The sequence below is a fragment of the Dyadobacter sp. HNCC25DJ187 genome (genome assembly GCF_056895255.1).
The window spans coordinates 477,799-494,407 of sequence record NZ_JBXHAT010000002.1; the positions used below are offsets into that span (position 1 = coordinate 477,799).

Genomic DNA, 16,609 nt, shown 5'->3' on the forward strand with positions numbered 1-16,609 from the left:
ATCATATTCAATGAAGAAAGGATACCATGCCGAGGCTCCCACTCCTTGGGAAAGATTGATGGCCATGCTTTATGTAGAAAGAACTACCATCAACTACATTTTCATTTACGCTATATTAATAGGTCTTATAGGCTTAACTCTGCCTCTTGGCACCACGGCAGTATTTAATTTTCTTTCAAACGGAGTCTTATACAGCTCTACGTATATATTGATAGGTATTGTACTGCTGGGAATTGCTCTGGGTGGTATCCTATTGATCGGGCAACTGACGCTTGTGGAAGTGGTCGAACAGAAAATTTTCGCCAAGGCAACCATTGAATTTGCTTACAGATTCCCGAGAATCAAAAAGGAAGAATTTTCAGGAGAGAATCCGCCGGAGCTCGTAAACCGGTTTTTCGATGTAATCACGATTCAAAAAGGGTTGACCAAACTTCTGGTAGATGTAGTGGCCTCTACAGTTCAGATATTTTTTGCTGCCATCCTGCTTTCTTTCTATCATCCTGTCTACATCATTTTCGGGTTGCTGACGATCCTGGTTATCTTTTTAATGCTTGCCCTCTTTTATAAAAGGGGTGTTTCTACCAGTATAGAGGAGTCGGAATATAAATATGAAGTGGTGGCCTATCTGGAAAAGGTGGCAGATAATCTAGACCAATACCGTAATCAGAAAGATCAGCTTGATCAGGTAATTTCAGAAACGGATAAGATCACGGCTAAATACCTGAAGGCGAGAAATTCGCATTTCAAGATTCTCAGAAGTTTCTTTGCCAGTTCTGTCGTGCTTCGTACGATACTGATGGGAGGATTACTGCTGGTTGGATCTTTCTACGTCATAGAGCGGCAGATGACCTTGGGCCAGTTTGTAGCAGCGGAAGTAATTATTGTGCAGATAAGCTATGCTGTGGAGAAATTTATGACTAGTCTGAGTACCATTTTTGATATGGTTACCGGTAGCGAAAAAATAGCAGCGGTTACTGATCTGGAACTGGAAGAAAGTGAGGTGGCAAATGGCTAAGAAATCGTCAAATAAACCAGAATGGCAGCGGATGGGTGTGTTGTCCAGACACGAAATCCTTTCTACCAGAGGTACGCGGATGCTTGGCAAGTTGATGCTTGCGCTCCTGGCTGTATTCATCATTATACTGTTTTTACCCTGGAGACAAACCATTCCCGGAAGAGGCCATGTGACCGCGCTCAGACCCGAAGACCGACCACAAACAGTGCAAAATCAGATCGGCGGACGTATTGAGCATTGGGCTGTTCGCGAAGGAGAAAAAGTCAACAAAGGTGATACAATACTTGTTATATCCGAAACAAGTCAGTCTTTCTTCGACCCTGAACTTCCTCAGCGGCTCAGAGAACAACTTATCGCAAAAAAAGGCAATGAGGGTGCGGCATCACAGAAAATGGAGGCGACGGCAGCTCAGATGCGCGCACTTACCACAGGACTTCGTATTCAGCTCAGTTCAGCTCAGAACAAGGTTATTCAGGCTGAAAATGTTGTCAGTATTGACAGCGCAGATCTGGTAGCAGTAAAGCGATTTTTTGAAATCAGTAAATCCAGACTTGCACGTTATGAAGCCGGATATCTCAACGGACTTTTTTCCCTGACTGATATAGAATCACGCAGGCTGAAATTGCAGGAAGATAATGCCAAAGTGATCAGTCAGCAAAACAAACTCAATAACTCTATTCAATCCCTTGTTAACGCACGTATTGAGTTGGATAACATCCGCGCAGAATATGATCAGGCATTAGCCAAGGCACAGTCTGAAATGAGCTCAGCACTTTCCAGTAAAGTGAGTGCTCAGGGTGAGATTGCCAAACTTCGGAATGAAATTTCTAACACGGACATACGGCGCGGGCTGTATGTTGTACGCGCCCCTCAGACCGGCTTCGTGGTGAAAACATTGAAGGCAGGTATTGGAGAAAATATCAAAGAGGGAGAGTCTATTGCAACCCTACAGCCAGAGGCTCCCCTTATAGCAGCCGAGCTGTATGTGGATGCAATGGATGTTCCGCTGATTTTGATGAACAGTGATGTGCGACTTCAATTCGAAGGATGGCCTTCTGTACAGTTTTCCGGCTGGCCCTCAGTAGCAGTCGGCACTTTCTCAGGAAGAGTGTCAGTGATTGACTTGGTGAGCAGTGAAGGTGGTAAATACCGTTTACTGATTAAACCTACTGCTCCGGTTCCTGTCAAGGATCAACCATGGCCTAAGCAATTGCGGCAGGGGTCTGGTGTATATGGACGGGTTATTCTTCGCTCAGTTCCGGTTTGGTATGAAATATGGCGGCAGCTTAACGGGTTCCCTCCGAGTCTGGAAAGGGAGCCGGCAGTTCAGGTCGGGGCAAAGTAATTCATTCAAAATTTTGACGTTATGTCGTCGGTCAGTAATATAAAAAAGATAAAATCCACAGTAGCTCTGCTGTTGTCATTCACAGTGAGTGCTGCAAGCTGTTTCGCCCAATCTGATTCAAATGCAGTCAACAAAAGGACATTCTCCCTCAGAGACCTTGAGCATATCGTTCTAGCCAACCATCCTGTTGTAAGGCAGGCGGATTTATTAAGCGATCAGGCCAGGAGCCAGCTGCAGCAAGCCTGGGGAGCATTCGATCCGGCACTCAAAAGCCATTTTGGCAGAAAGACTTTCGGAGGAACTGAATATTATAATAACTGGTCAAATGAGCTTAAAGTACCACTATGGCTGGCAGGAGCTGATTTAAAGATTGGCTATGACCGCTTTGTGGGTGAGAACACAAACCCGGAAACCCGAACCGGCGTGCCGGGATTAACTGGCATTGGACTTAGCATTCCCATAGGTCAAGGTTTGCTGATTGATGCAAGACGAAACGTGCTGAGACAGGCAAGAGTGATGGTCAATTATGCTGAAGCGGAAAAGATAAAGCAAATTAACCAGATATGGTTTTCGGCCGTTAAGGATTATTGGAACTGGTATAACGCCCACCAACAATATCAGCTAATCCGGGAAGGAGCAGAATTGGCGTATCAAAGATTTCTGGCTGTGAGAAATCAGGCATTGCTTGGCGACAAGCCCACGATAGATTCGGTGGAAGCAGCTATTACTTATCAGGAACGCAGTATCCAGTTCGAGAAAGTAAAGGTGGAACTTAACAACTCACGCCTGCTGATGTCTAACCATATCTGGAATGAACAGGAACAGCCAATGGAACTACCCGACAGTACTTATCCGGAAATCATTCGGCCGGTAGAATCGGATTTCTATAAACGCCAGTTACAATCACTGATTGCAGATGCAGCAAGCCGGCATCCTGAATTGCTCATGCTAAAAAACAAAGGTTTGCAGCTTCAACTGGAAAAAAACTATCGCATTGAAATGCTCAAGCCGAAGCTGAGCGTAAGTGCATCACTGATTACGAGCAGAACCGATTTTGGTTCATTCGTACCGGACTATTACGATCTGCGGTGGAACAACTACAAGCTCGGTGTTGACTTTGCCTTTCCCTTACTGCTGAGAGCAGAACGTGGCAAACTCAATGAAATAAAAATTAAACAACTATCGCTTAGCTTTGATGTGGCACAAACTGGCCGCCAAATCAACACCAGTATCATGAATGCCTATAATAACCTGGCAGCGTACGAGTCTCAGGTGGCAATTCAGGCCGTAAGTATCGATAATCAACAGGTTTTACTGAACGGTGAACTTGCAAAGTTTGATCTGGGAGAAAGTACTCTTTTCTTAATCAATAGCCGGGAGGCTAAACTGATTGACATGAAAATGAAATTGGCTGAGCTTGTAACAGGTTATCAAAAGGCGATTGCAGAATTATATTATGCATCCGGAACCATTACGGAGCGGTGATAGAGATAAACAGAAGCACCCAATAGCCATGATAGAATATTGAAAGAGCAAATTTCATCCTGACAAAAACATCTTGCAAGCATCAGTATTGATCTGATTACGAACTACCGGAGATAAATGACAGTGCTATTGGAATTGACATCTGATTAATCATTTCCTGTACCCGCCAGTTTGGGTCACACCCTACCTGCTTCTGTAGAATCGCCAATGCTTCCGGATCTGTAACAGCCAGTTCCCCCAGAAGTTGGGTGGCCAGCATCCGGACCTGATAGCTAGTGTCACACAAAAACGCGGTAGCAAGATCAAAATGCGCCAGCGTCGGATCAGCCAGTATCTGCTCACCAGCATTTACAATGTGTTTAAAACCGTGCTCAAGACGCTTAATCGAATCTAACAAATGTTGTATTTCCATATTAATCATGTTCAGAATGAGCTTTCCCGTCAACTGGCCTGGACAACCTATTAATATTTCCTGTTGTTGTTTGCATTTTCAGTGGGAGATACATTGTACTTTTGTTTGAATGCCCTCGCGAAATAATTGGGATTAGAAAAGCCTGTCGAATAAGCAATCTTAGAAATTTTCAACTCATTTCATAACAGCAGAGAAAGTGCTCTTTTTAATCTCAGTGATCGTACATATTCCTCCGGCGCTTCGTCTGTAAAGGCCAGAATTTTATTGTTCCGCGTTCCGCAGCTTACAAACATTGCTTTGCTCAACTCTTCTACTGAAAGATCAGGATTCATTTCAATTCCACACAAAAATTTAAAGACCCATCATATATATACGTGAACATCATCTTTCACTATGCCGAGCTAATAAATAGCTGTAAAGTACGATCTACTCGTAAAATCAGTAGCGCAAATGTTCAAATTAATAGTACAAATGTTTAAATTCCCAACAATTGATTCTGCTGATGAGACATAACCATTGTTAACTTTTCGACACCGACATTATCCCCGCAGCCAAAAACGTATATACTTGAAAGTTAAAAATATTGAAATGGATTCGTCTCGTATTTTTTGAAGATTTTGATATATACTAATGAATACCTCCAATAGCCATACTATGGCATCAATAATATTTTTTCAAGTTTTTATAGCAATTTTAAAAAATATACGATCTTTGCGACTGTGCCGGAGCTACTCCCACTTAATCCTGTCTGACCAGATTTATCTAACATAGCTATAATAAAATACTGTTTTCGCGTAAAAGAGCTGATACGAATATCCGACCTTATAATTGTCAGGTGAACAGGTTCTGTTACCAGGTAGTAGCCTAAACTTATTTGATACACCATACTGCTTACAATAGGATTCAGAAGTAAAACAACCGTCTAACTCAATTATCCCAGGCCCTATGCCGCTCCGACTAAAAACTGTTCTCAATATTTACATCATGAGCTTTCTGCTGCAAAGTGCTGCTCATGCGCAGCAGGATACACAAACTGCCTCATCACTTAAAAACCGCTTCCGGAATGACTTTCTGATCGGAACAGCGATTAACGCGAGGCAAATTCAAGAAAGCATTCCATCGGAGACGCAGTTGCTGGCAGAGCAATTCAACGCAGTTACACCTGAAAATGTGATGAAAGCTCAAAGTTTGCAACCCCGTTGGAACACGTTCAATTTTGCAATGGCTGACAAGCTTATCGAATTCGGACAGAAATATAAAATACAGATTAATGCCCATACACTCATATGGCACAGTCAGCTGCCTCGTTTCGTTCGCGCTTTACAACATGCAGACTCGGTAAAGCTTTTTATGTCCAACCATATCAATACCGTTGCTGGTAGGTACCATGGAAAAGTTCAGTCGTGGGATGTCGTCAATGAAGCTTTAAACGAAGATGGTACGCTTCGGAAATCGGTATTTTACAACATGCTCGGAGAGGATTATATCACGGAGGCATTCCGTCTGGCAGAGGCTGCTACACCCAATACGGACCTTTATTACAACGATTACAATAACGAAAAACCAGCCAAAAGAGCCGGATGCATCAATATCATTAAGAAACTTCAGGCTGCGGGTGTAAAAATTGACGGCGTTGGCATACAGGGGCACTGGCACCTCGGGCAAGTGCCTCTCAAAGACATCGAGGAGAGTATTATCCAATACGCAGCTCTGGGAATTAAAGTTGCAATTACGGAGCTGGACATCGAGGTGCTCAAACGCAATTTTCAGGGTGCGGATGTCAATCAGCGGATGAATAGCGACCCTTCTCGTGATCCCTACAAGGCCGGCCTTCCCGACAGCGTACAACAACAACTTGCCAACGATTACGATGCGCTTTTCAAACTATTTACAAAACACAAAGACAAGATTGCCCGTGTTACTCTCTGGGGAGCGCACGATGGACAAAGCTGGCTGAACGGCTGGCCGGTGGCAGGAAGGACTAACTATCCATTGCTCTTTGACCGGGACTATAAACCGAAACCGGCTTTTCACAAAATTATGGATTCAAAATAACCGATCTCTGATTTACCACCTTAACAATAATCGCAACAATTCGATGAAAAATCACGCTTTTACAATCATTCTGGCAGCTTCCATGAGTGCCTCGACTGCCTGGGCACAGGTGAGCCAATCGACAGTCAAAGAAGACTTCAGCCCCTCTGAGCTCAATCAGCCAGGCCAACAGTTTCCGCAGGTTAACTCCCAGGGTTACGCCCGCTTCCGCATTAAGGCCCCGCAGGCCGATAGCGTAAAGGTTAGTTTGGGACTCGGAGGAAAAGGTGGAACCAGATTAACCAAAGACACCGATGGATTTTTCAGCGGCACCACTGAAGGCCCTATGGATGAAGGTTTTCATTATTACCACCTCACAGTTGACGGAGCAACAGTGAACGATCCGGGAGCAATGAACTACTACGGCTCCATACGTTGGGAAAGTGGCATTGAAATTCCTGCCCATGATAAGGACTTTTATGAACTCAGGAACGTTCCTCATGGCCACGTGCAGCAGGTATTGTTTCCATCTAAAAGTACCAGCACCTCTCGTCGGGCTTTTGTCTATACTCCGCCCGGATACGAAAAATCAGATAAGCGATATCCGGTTCTGTATCTTCAACACGGGTGGGGCGAAGATGAAACCGCATGGAGCAATCAGGGGCGTGCTAACCTGATCATGGACAATCTGATTGCTGACGGGAAAATTGAGCCTTTCATCATTGTGATGACCTACGGAATGACCAATGAGGTAAAGATGGGAAAAATAAGAGAGTTCAAGATCGAACCCTTTCAAACGGTATTGACCGATGAGCTGATACCCTATGTGGATGCTACTTTCAGAACCTTATCCAACCGCCAGAGCCGCGCCATGGCGGGCCTTTCGATGGGCGGAATGGAAACCCGTACAATCACTCTGAACAAACCTGATGTGTTTGCTTACTATGCACTTTTGAGCGGAGGTGTATATGCGCCCGAAGATTTGAAAGACAAAACAAAGCCAGCACTTGTTTTCCTGAGTGCTGGCAGTAAAGAGAGGCCTGACGGCGTACGGAATGCAGCCGCTTCGCTGAAGTCAGCCGGATACAATGCAGTTTCTTATGTTTCTGAAGGTACTGCCCACGAATTCCAGACATGGCGCCGAAGTCTCTACCAGCTTGCTCCGCTTTTGTTTAAATAAGAAATGCTATACTCTCTGCCGCTAGAGGCATCAATACATATAGGTAGGACATGCTTGATATTCACTTTTCGTGACCAAGCGATATTACAAGACCTGTTTTAATTTTTTATTTTATGAATCGTAAAATTTTGATTGTCACCGGAGATGGTGGCGAAAGCTACGAAACGCTATATGCGGTTCACCGATTTCAGGAAGAAGGTCACATGGCCATCATAGCCGCCCCGAGTAAGCGTCGACTTAATCTGGTCATGCATGATTTTGAACCCGGCTGGGATACCTATGTAGAACGACCCGGATATTGTCTGGATGCTGATCTGACCATTGACGAGGTAGTCGTTGATGACTATGACGCAATTTTACTATTGGGTGGCCGTGCTCCCGAGTATCTGCGTAACCATGCTAAACTGTTAGACGTAGTCCGCGAGTTTGACCAGCAGGGAAAATGGGTATTTGCCATCTGTCATGGTATTCAGATCCTGGTTACAGCAGGATTGGTTAAAAATAAAGAATTAACCGCATATGAACACGTGCGCACCGAAATCGAAATGGGCGGCGGCATATACGCTACCCAGCAAGCCATTCGGGACGGAAATATGGTAACCGGACAAACCTGGCAGTCACACCCGGAATTCTACAGAGAAGTTTTTTCCTGTTTAAAAAAGTAGAACGATCTGAACCGATGTTCACCATATGCTCAATCTTACTGCATAGTAGACTTGGGCATATGGTGAGGTTAGGTTACAAAAAGCTTCTACAACAGGCTGAATAGAATTGAAATACACGCATCTATATGGATAATTTGGCCAGTTCCAAACTGCAACGCCTGAAAACATACATCAGATTTCCAATACGATAATAAAATCAATCCGTATTCACAGGTTTCTCCTGGTTGACTCTCGCTCAATCAGCTCTGCTGACAAGGTGACGCTTTGAGCAGGGAAACTACTTTTCCCGATATGTTTCAAAAGTAGCGAGCAACATTCTCTGCCTATCTGATAAGCGGGCTCTGCAACTGTTGAAAGCGTCGGTGATATAATTTCACAAATGGGATCATTGGTAAAACCTATCACGCCAACCTCTGGCCCAACTACAATATTTCTTTGCTTCAGGGCCAGCATAGCACCTATCCCTTTCCTGTCATTGACAGCAAAAATCGCATCCGGAGTAGCGTCGGGATCGTCGAACAAAATGGCAACATCGGATGATCCGTCTGCCTGAGAAAATCCGGAGTGTATCACCCAGGCAGGGTTGTATGCAATGTGGTGCTTTTCCAGTGCATGCATATAGCCATTTAACCGGTTCTGCGTCAGCGAAAGCTCTCCGGGACCAGTGATATGTGCTATTTTCTGATAGCCGCTTTTGATCAAATGTTCAACAGCCATAAAAGCACCATTGTAATCATCCTGCATTACCTTGGAAGCATCGATGTTGGCAGCTACCCTATCGAAAAAAACCACGGGAAGGCCATCATCTATGATCTGACTGAAATGCGCATAGTTGTTTTCGTGTGCTGATACGCAGGCCAAAAGCCCATCTAGACTACTCAATGATAATTCTTCTACAATTCTGATTTCCGTTTCTGCGGAGTCGTTAGTGAGATACAAAATCAGGTTAAATCCATTTTCGTTTGCTACCTGTTGTATGCCGGTGATCACAGCGGAAAAATAATAGTTGGTAATGGCCGGAATCAATACAGCAATATTGTGCGTACTCCTCTTTACCAGACCGGTAGCATTGAAATTAGGTTTGTAATTAAGTTCTGTCGCCATGTCCAAAACCTTTTGACGTGTCTGCGGATTGACATCGTAGGCGTCTCTGAGTGCACGCGAAACAGTGGCTACTGATATGTCCAGCGCTTTTGCAATGTCTTTAATAGTAATGTATCTGCGGCGCATGAACCTGACAGGATTTAGAAAGCTAAAAACCGAAAATACGAATTATCTTTTAATACGTAGCTTGTTTAAATCAGCACTGCAACGGGCTCCTGCTACCCTTCCCATAGCTCGATGAATGTATTTTTCGTTAACGTTCTCGCTACTTTTTCGGCCTAAACTTGCCCGGAACACTACAAAATCATTGTAATATTGAACATCATTAAAATATTCATCGGCCTTAAGGACCGATACTAATATTTTATATCATCATTCATCGGTTCAACCTGTACGGGGATGTTTTAAAAAAGAAACCCCGCAACATCCGGCAATATGAAAAGACTCATCTCATTTTTGTTTTTAGCTGGTTTTCCCATAGTTATAAACTTCGGATTGATGGCGCAGCCCACTCCTTTGCAAACAGATAGTCTGCCGCAGGTACTGCCGGGAACCTACATGGACCTGATCGAAAAACAATACCGGAGCGAGGCAGCATTGGCATTCAGAAAACATCAATTGCCTGACAACAAGCTGGAATGGCAGCACTATAAAAATGATCTGAAGGCTAAGATCCTGGAAAAATCCGCGGCTGTCATCAATCATGATCTTGCTTTGGAGCTAAAAGAAACCGGCTCTCACCAGCTCAAAGACTATTCGATACGCAACATATCGTTTCAGACAAGACCAGGAATGATGGCAACGGCCAATTTGTATGTTCCAAGTGGAAGCGGCCCGTTCCCTGCCGTGATTGCCATGCATGGGCACTGGCCCGACGGTAAAAGCAATGCTGTGGTTCAGTCACTGGGGCATTCGCTGGCCCTGAGCGGATATGTTTGTCTTGTCATAGACGCCTTTGGATCGGGAGAACGAACCAGCCGGCACGGGCTTCATGAATACCACGGTTCGAACCTGGGTGCTTCACTGATGAATGTGGGGCACACGCTGATGGGCGAGCAAATAGCAGATAATATCAGGGGCGTGGATCTCTTGCAATCATTGCCGTATGTTGATAAAAATAACATCGGTGCGACAGGGGCAAGTGGTGGTGGCAACCAAACCATGTGGCTTTCAGCATTGGACGAACGTATCAAGGCATCCATGCCGGTAGTGAGCGTAGGCACTTTCGAGTCATACATCATGCGGAGCAACTGCGTGTGTGAGCTTTTACCTAGCGGTCTGACCTTTACAGAAGAAGCTGGCGTTCTGGCCATGATCGCCCCACGTGCACTGCATATAGCGACGGCACTTCAGGATGCAAATCCAACATTTACCTACCCGGAAATGCTCAAAAGCTTCAAAAACGCGCAGCCTGTCTTTAAGATGTTGAATGCCTCTGATCAAATCAGCTACCAGCTTTATGACACCGGTCACGGCTACTGGCTGCAAATGCGACAAAGCATGCTCGGCTTTTTTGATCTTCACCTCAAAGGCAAGGGCAATGGTGCAGCTAAAGAGGAGATACCTTTTACGTTGATAGACAATGAACAGCTGATGGTCTATCAACCCGGGCGAAGAGACAGTCTGGCAATCAGCATTGAACAGTTAGCCAAACAAAAAGGTTGGTTGCTGGCAGAACAGCAAAAGCATCAAAACAAGCTTGATCTCAAGGCCAAGCAACTGCAACTTCAGCAACTTCTGGGTGTTTCCCTGGCGGAGAAGCTAACCAAAGTCAACACCTATGGGTCAGCAAATGGCTGGCAGCGGATAGCAATTGAAACTTCTGCTAATGGGTTGATTCCATTACTCATGAAAAAACCAGCTACCGGCAATAGCAACTACATTGTTATTCTGAATATTGGGGGCAAAAAGACTGTAGATCAAAGTCAGATTGCTGCTCTGGAAAGCTCAGGCGCCGGTATCATTCTTGCTGATCTTTGGGGTACGGGCGAGCGTTATTCTCAGGCTACAGCGGTATTTGATAAAAGCCTGACGCGGTTTCATACACTCGCACGTGCATCCTTATGGCTCGGCAAAACCGTAATCGGAAACTGGGTCAGTGACATTGGCATGATCACCGAATTGATCACCAATCAGCACGCTTCAGCACGCATCAGTATACTGGCTGAAAAAGAAGCCGGTCTAGCAGCATTGTTTCACGAGGCGATCTATAACAAAGGCCATCAGCTCACGCTTCTGAACTGCCCGGTCAGCTACCAGTTTGACAACCGCCAGGATGTAGATTATTTTGGTATGGGTATTCATATTCCGGGCATTCTCAAATGGGGTGATGTACCCCTGGCAGCAGGACTGGCAAAAGGCAGGATTGTATTTAAAAATCCGGTAAGTATGTCAGGCAGCCCGGTTACAGCAGACCAACTTGAAATAGTAAAATCAGAATTTAAAAGGTTCAACGGCCTTTGCAAAAAGAAAGATCCTGTCATCTTTAAATAAACAAAATGAAAAAAAGAGATTTTTTGAAATTAGCGGGCCTGACAGGGCTGGGTATGACAAATACCGCTTTCGCTAAGGGCCACGATCTGCCCGAACACCAATCTGTCGACAAAGGCCACAAGCAAACTTTTAATATGAGTGGTTATGCAGCTCCAAAGATTGATACGGTACGTATCGGTTACATAGGGTTGGGAAACCGTGGAGGAGGCGCCATCAAACGTATTATCCATCTTGAAAATGTTCAAATCAACGCACTCTGCGATGTACGGCCACAACAAGTGCAGCAGGCAGCCAAGGTTTTTGAAAATACACCTCACAAACCCAAATTGTACGCTGACGGACCCAATGATTGGAAAAAGGTTTGTGAAAGGGATGATATCGATCTGGTCTATATATGTACCCCCTGGAACTTACATGCGCCTATGGCCCAGTTTGCGATGGAACACGGCAAACATGTGGCCTGTGAGATTCCCATCGCAACTACGACTGAAGACTGCTGGAAACTGGTACAAACCTCAGAGCGTACCAAAAAGCACTGCATGATGCTCGAGAACTGCTGTTATGATTTCTTCGAACTGCTCACACTGAATATGGCACGCCAGGGATTCTTTGGCGAGATCATGCATGCGGAAGGAGCCTATATTCACGACATCTATGATTCGCTGTTTGACAAGAATAAACGTTTTGAATTGTGGAGACTCAAAGAAAATGAGCGCAACGGGAATCTTTATCCCACACATGGGCTGGGGCCAGTATGCCAGGCGTTGGATATCAACCGTGGAGACAGAATGGACTACCTGGTTTCGATGGCAAGCAACGATTTTATGATCACGGATAAAGTCAAATCCCTGGCTGCAACTGATCAGGATTTCAAACAGTTTTCCGGCCACAGTTTCAGAGGTAACATGAACACCTCGGTGATCCGTACTGCCAAAGGTAAAACGATCATGCTTCAGCATGATGTAAGCTCGCCGCGCCCCTACTCACGTATCCATTTGCTGAGCGGAACCAAAGCGTCTGCACAGAAGTATCCACTTCCCGGTAAAATAGCTCAGGGACACGAGTGGCTTTCTGAGCATGAATATCAAAAACTCGAAAAGCAGTATGAACCACCTATCATCAAAAGAATTGGTGAACTCGCCAGACAGGTAGGCGGACATGGCGGCATGGACTTTCTGATGGACTGGCGACTGATTGATTGCCTCAGGAATGGGCTACCATTGGATCAGGATGTATACGATGCTGCGTCGTGGAGTGTGATATCGCCTCTGACCGAAGCGTCTATATCCAAAAGATCTGCATCTGTGGATATACCCGATTTTACCAACGGCAGCTGGAAAACCAACAAACCTGTTGATCTGAGCATGAGCACTGGAGGTAATACCAAAGTAAGAATTTGACAAGCTTTTTAAACATAAAAATTCAATAAGCAAGCATGAAAGTTGTTGTAAGTGAAACCAAAAAGGAGCTGGGAAGGCTGGCCGGAAAAGCAGCAGCGGACCTGATCCGCGAAAGTATAGCCCATCGCGGAGAGGCCAACGTCATTCTGGCTACCGGTACGAGTCAGTTTGATACGCTCAATGAGTTGATCGAACAGGATGTGGATTGGTCCAGAGTAACCATGTTTCACCTCGATGAATACATAGGTATGCCCGATACACATCCGGCCAGTTTCAGAAAGTACCTCAAAGAGCGATTTTTGGACAAAGTAAGTCCTCTGAAGGCAAGTTATCTCATAGATGGAACCGGCGATGCCCAGGCACATATAGCCAAGTTGGCTGAGCTGATCGCACAACATCCTATTGATGTAGCACTTGTGGGAATCGGAGAAAACGGTCATCTGGCTTTCAATGATCCTCCTGCTGATTTTCAAACTGAACAGCCCTATCTGATCGTGAATCTGGATGAGCCCTGCAGGCTTCAGCAAATGGGAGAAGGTTGGTTTGCTTCATTGGAAGAAGTTCCGCTGCAGGCTATCAGTATGTCGGTCAAACAGATCATGAAGTCGAAACAGATTATTTGTTCGGTGCCCGATGAGCGTAAAGCGCAGGCAGTCAAAGACAGTCTAGAGCGGGTTGTGGATCCGATATATCCTGCCAGTATTCTTCAGCAACATCCACACTGTGCATATTACCTTGATAAGGCATCGGCAAGCCTGCTGTCCAAGTCTGTTACCGAGTGAACATCTAAAAATACCTGAACCATGAAAAACCTGAAAGCTGTGTCAGTGGACTCATTGACACGCCGGGAAACTATTGTGTCGATTTTTCTGATCGGTGTCATGTTTTTTATCTTCGGCTTTGTATCCTGGGTTAATTCTATTTTGATTCCCTATTTCAAAATAGCATGTGAATTGACCAGCTTTCAGGCCTATCTGGTCGCGTTTGCTTTTTACATCGCCTATTTTGTCATGTCAGTACCATCCTCGTATCTGCTGAGAAAGGTGGGATTTAAAAAGGGAATGATGTATGGATTTTGGGCTATGGCGTTAGGCGCTTTCATTTTTGTCCCTGCTGCATTAAGCAGAACTTACGAGATTTTTCTGATTGGTCTTTTTACAATCGGTATCGGGCTGGCCGTGCTACAAACAGCAGCCAATCCTTACATCACCATTCTGGGCCCTTACAACAGGGCCGCCCAACGCATCAGCATCATGGGCATCTGTAACAAAGCGGCGGGTATTCTTTCCCCGATTGTATTTGCAGCGGTCATTTTAAGGCCCACCGATACAGCGCTATTTGCTCAGCTCGATTTGATGTCACCTACTGAAAAGAGTGCAGCACTCGACGAGCTTATACAGCGGGTCATAAACCCTTATATCGGCCTGGGGCTACTGCTTTTTATACTGGGCATTCTCGTTTTCCGCTCTCCGTTGCCGGAAATTGATACAGAACATGAAGACCAAAATCTGGCCACAGCCAACTCTTCCAAAACCAGCATTTTTCAGTTTCCACATCTGGTACTGGGCGCTTTGGCCATTTTTCTTCATGTCGGAACTCAGGTCATCGCCATCGATACGATCATCGGCTATGCTGTTTCAATGAATCTGGATCTTCTGGAAGCCAAAGTATTTCCCTCATATACCCTGTTTTGCACCATATGCGGATACCTGATTGGTATAAGTGTCATTCCAAAATACATCAGTCAGCTAACAGCCCTTAAAGTATGTACCATCCTTGGCAGCGTTTTCACCATAATGATTGTCCTTTTGAAGGGAAATGTCTTTTTTCTGGGTCATCAGACCGATGTTTCCATCTGGTTTGTTGTGCTGCTGGGACTGGCAAACTCACTGGTTTGGGCAGGAATATGGCCTTTGGCGCTGAATGGTCTGGGTAGGTTTACCAAACTGGGCGCATCCATTATGATTATGGGTCTTTGCGGCAATGCTATACTGCCTCTGTTATACGGCTATTTTGCTGATACGTTATCTTTAAGACAAGCTTACTGGGTGCTTTTACCTTGCTACCTGTACTTAGTGTTCTATGCATTTCATGCATACAAGTTAAGAAGCTGGAAACTTTTCTGATTCATGTCTATTCCTAAATCCTATTCAATTGAAAACAAAAATATTCAATGCCAACGTGCTTACGCCGCACAGGGTAATCAAAAATGGAGCGGTGATCATGGAGGATGGAAAGATCCTGCAGGTCTGCGAAACAAATCCTGATACTGATCATACCTATGATATTGATGCAGGTGGCCACTATGTATCCCCTGGCTTTATCGATCTGCATGTACATGGTGGAGGAGACAGTGATTTTATGGATGGATCAGTACAAGCCTTCCTCAACGTAGCCAACACCCATGCGCGTTACGGTACCACCGCGATGGTCCCCACTACGCTGACCAGCGAACTCGACGATCTGATCAAAACGCTGGATCTGTATGACCAGGCAAACAGGCAGAATCATCATGGCGCTCAGTTTCTGGGCATGCATCTGGAAGGCCCTTATTTTGCGCAAAGTCAACGGGGAGCACAGGATCCACGCTACATCCGCAATCCCGATGCAAAGGAGTACAGCAGGATTCTGGATCATAGTTCCTCCATTGTACGCTGGAGTGCTGCTCCGGAACTTCCTGGAGCTATTGAGTTTGGACAATGTTTAGTACAAAAAGGAATTCTGCCCGCCGTGGCACATACTGATGCGGTATATGAGCAGGTTCTTGAAGCTTTCGAAAACGGCTATAGTTTGGCAACACACCTGTATTCAGCCATGTCGGGTGTGACAAGGAAGAATGCTTTCAGGTATGCGGGTACAATCGAAAGTGCGCTATTGCTGGATATGGATGTGGAAATTATCGCTGATGGTGTACACCTGCCGGCTCCATTGCTCAAACTGGTATACAAAATAAAAGGTCCTGAAAAAATAGCCCTGATAACAGATGCGATGCGCGCAGCCGCAATGCCTGAGGGTGAAAGTATATTGGGCTCTCAGTCCAATGGTTTGAAAGTGATCATAGAAGACGGTGTCGCCAAACTCCCTGACCGGTCCTCTTTCGCAGGCAGTGTGGCTACCGCTGACAGACTTATAAGAACCATGATCCAACTTGGAGACGTACCCTTGATAGAAGCAGTAAAAATGATGACACTTACGCCTGCACGTATCATGAAAGTGGATAGTAAAAAAGGATCTCTCTTAAAAGGGAAAGATGCAGACATCATCATTTTCGATGAAAACATACAGATTCAAAAAACTTTCGTATCAGGAAAGTTAGTGTTTGACCGCGAGGGTGATATTTAAATGCAGAATACGTATACTATGTTACGTTAGAATGAGAATACCATTTGCCTGGTATTGGTCTTGTTGCCATCGGCATAAAAATGCGCCTATTGGCAAATTGCAGCTTGATCATTTCAGGTTTTTGAAGTTCGTTA

General features: G+C 45.1%; 14 protein-coding genes. 11 read left to right on the forward strand and 3 right to left on the reverse strand.

All coding sequences use genetic code 11. From position 1 onward, the window contains the following. The first annotated feature begins 10 nt into the window (after positions 1-10). The 3 genes from AC1XUE_RS13050 to AC1XUE_RS13060 are packed head-to-tail and all read left to right on the forward strand — an operon-like array spanning position 11 to position 3,845. Entirely contained in the window at positions 11-1,015 is a 1,005-nt protein-coding gene (locus AC1XUE_RS13050) for an ABC transporter transmembrane domain-containing protein (RefSeq protein WP_483356418.1), read from the forward strand. Then, entirely contained in the window at positions 1,008-2,360 is a 1,353-nt protein-coding gene (locus tag AC1XUE_RS13055; protein ID WP_483356419.1) for an HlyD family secretion protein, read from the forward strand. Before AC1XUE_RS13050 ends, AC1XUE_RS13055 begins: the two co-directional genes overlap by 8 nt. A gap of 21 nt (positions 2,361-2,381) precedes the next feature. Next, positions 2,382-3,845: a TolC family protein gene (locus AC1XUE_RS13060; protein ID WP_483356420.1), complete on the forward strand. Its 1,464-nt coding sequence runs from the start codon at positions 2,382-2,384 to the stop codon at positions 3,843-3,845. Positions 3,846-3,942: 97 nt separating this feature from the next. On the opposite strand, the gene AC1XUE_RS13065 is transcribed toward AC1XUE_RS13060, so the two are convergent. Next, positions 3,943-4,257, reverse strand: a complete 315-nt coding sequence (locus AC1XUE_RS13065) for a hypothetical protein (RefSeq protein WP_483356421.1) — start codon at positions 4,255-4,257, stop codon at positions 3,943-3,945. Positions 4,258-4,307: 50 nt separating this feature from the next. Then, positions 4,308-4,430, reverse strand: coding sequence for a helix-turn-helix domain-containing protein (locus AC1XUE_RS13070; protein ID WP_483356422.1), 123 nt, complete (start codon positions 4,428-4,430; stop codon positions 4,308-4,310). Positions 4,431-5,202: 772 nt separating this feature from the next. Between AC1XUE_RS13070 and AC1XUE_RS13075 the strand changes: the two genes are divergently transcribed. From AC1XUE_RS13075 to AC1XUE_RS13085, 3 genes are all read left to right on the forward strand, one after another. Beyond that, on the forward strand, positions 5,203-6,312 hold the full coding sequence (locus AC1XUE_RS13075; RefSeq protein ID WP_483356423.1) for an endo-1,4-beta-xylanase: 1,110 nt from the start codon (positions 5,203-5,205) through the stop codon (positions 6,310-6,312). An 82-nt stretch (positions 6,313-6,394) separates the two neighbouring features. Beyond that, positions 6,395-7,471, forward strand: coding sequence for an alpha/beta hydrolase-fold protein (locus tag AC1XUE_RS13080; protein WP_483357991.1), 1,077 nt, complete (start codon positions 6,395-6,397; stop codon positions 7,469-7,471). A gap of 113 nt (positions 7,472-7,584) precedes the next feature. Continuing rightward, on the forward strand, positions 7,585-8,136 hold the full coding sequence (locus tag AC1XUE_RS13085) for a DJ-1/PfpI family protein (protein ID WP_483356424.1): 552 nt from the start codon (positions 7,585-7,587) through the stop codon (positions 8,134-8,136). A 207-nt stretch (positions 8,137-8,343) separates the two neighbouring features. Here AC1XUE_RS13085 and AC1XUE_RS13090 read toward each other — a convergent pair whose 3' ends face one another. Then, positions 8,344-9,366 carry a LacI family DNA-binding transcriptional regulator gene (locus AC1XUE_RS13090; RefSeq protein ID WP_483356425.1) on the reverse strand — a complete coding sequence of 341 codons (1,023 nt, stop codon included), beginning with the start codon at positions 9,364-9,366 and terminating at the stop codon, positions 8,344-8,346. 309 nt (positions 9,367-9,675) lie between these two features. Here AC1XUE_RS13090 and AC1XUE_RS13095 point away from each other — a divergent pair, with 309 nt between their 5' ends. From AC1XUE_RS13095 to nagA, 5 genes are read left to right on the forward strand one after another with little or no spacing between them, the layout of a single operon-like run. Next, complete coding sequence (locus AC1XUE_RS13095) at positions 9,676-11,733, forward strand: dienelactone hydrolase family protein (protein WP_483356426.1); 2,058 nt, start codon at positions 9,676-9,678, stop codon at positions 11,731-11,733. A gap of 5 nt (positions 11,734-11,738) precedes the next feature. Next, positions 11,739-13,133, forward strand: a complete 1,395-nt coding sequence (locus tag AC1XUE_RS13100) for a Gfo/Idh/MocA family protein (protein ID WP_483356427.1) — start codon at positions 11,739-11,741, stop codon at positions 13,131-13,133. A gap of 35 nt (positions 13,134-13,168) precedes the next feature. Beyond that, entirely contained in the window at positions 13,169-13,915 is a 747-nt protein-coding gene (locus AC1XUE_RS13105; protein WP_483356428.1) for a glucosamine-6-phosphate deaminase, read from the forward strand. A gap of 21 nt (positions 13,916-13,936) precedes the next feature. Continuing rightward, positions 13,937-15,259 (forward strand): sugar MFS transporter, encoded by a 1,323-nt coding sequence (locus tag AC1XUE_RS13110; protein ID WP_483356429.1) that lies wholly within the window; start codon positions 13,937-13,939, stop codon positions 15,257-15,259. A gap of 28 nt (positions 15,260-15,287) precedes the next feature. Further along, a complete protein-coding gene (gene nagA / locus AC1XUE_RS13115) occupies positions 15,288-16,475 on the forward strand; it encodes an N-acetylglucosamine-6-phosphate deacetylase (protein WP_483356430.1) in 1,188 nt (395 codons plus the stop codon). Positions 16,476-16,609 lie beyond the last annotated feature (134 nt).

Coding starts and splice junctions, on each gene's coding strand:
- AC1XUE_RS13050 (WP_483356418.1), top strand. CDS start 11: ATGAAGAAAGGATACCATGCCGAGGCTCCCACTCCTTGGGAAAGATTG.
- AC1XUE_RS13055 (WP_483356419.1), top strand. CDS start 1,008: ATGGCTAAGAAATCGTCAAATAAACCAGAATGGCAGCGGATGGGTGTG.
- AC1XUE_RS13060 (WP_483356420.1), top strand. CDS start 2,382: ATGTCGTCGGTCAGTAATATAAAAAAGATAAAATCCACAGTAGCTCTG.
- AC1XUE_RS13065 (WP_483356421.1), bottom strand. CDS start 4,257: ATGGAAATACAACATTTGTTAGATTCGATTAAGCGTCTTGAGCACGGT.
- AC1XUE_RS13075 (WP_483356423.1), top strand. CDS start 5,203: ATGCCGCTCCGACTAAAAACTGTTCTCAATATTTACATCATGAGCTTT.
- AC1XUE_RS13080 (WP_483357991.1), top strand. CDS start 6,395: ATGAGTGCCTCGACTGCCTGGGCACAGGTGAGCCAATCGACAGTCAAA.
- AC1XUE_RS13085 (WP_483356424.1), top strand. CDS start 7,585: ATGAATCGTAAAATTTTGATTGTCACCGGAGATGGTGGCGAAAGCTAC.
- AC1XUE_RS13090 (WP_483356425.1), bottom strand. CDS start 9,366: ATGCGCCGCAGATACATTACTATTAAAGACATTGCAAAAGCGCTGGAC.
- AC1XUE_RS13095 (WP_483356426.1), top strand. CDS start 9,676: ATGAAAAGACTCATCTCATTTTTGTTTTTAGCTGGTTTTCCCATAGTT.
- AC1XUE_RS13100 (WP_483356427.1), top strand. CDS start 11,739: ATGAAAAAAAGAGATTTTTTGAAATTAGCGGGCCTGACAGGGCTGGGT.
- AC1XUE_RS13105 (WP_483356428.1), top strand. CDS start 13,169: ATGAAAGTTGTTGTAAGTGAAACCAAAAAGGAGCTGGGAAGGCTGGCC.
- AC1XUE_RS13110 (WP_483356429.1), top strand. CDS start 13,937: ATGAAAAACCTGAAAGCTGTGTCAGTGGACTCATTGACACGCCGGGAA.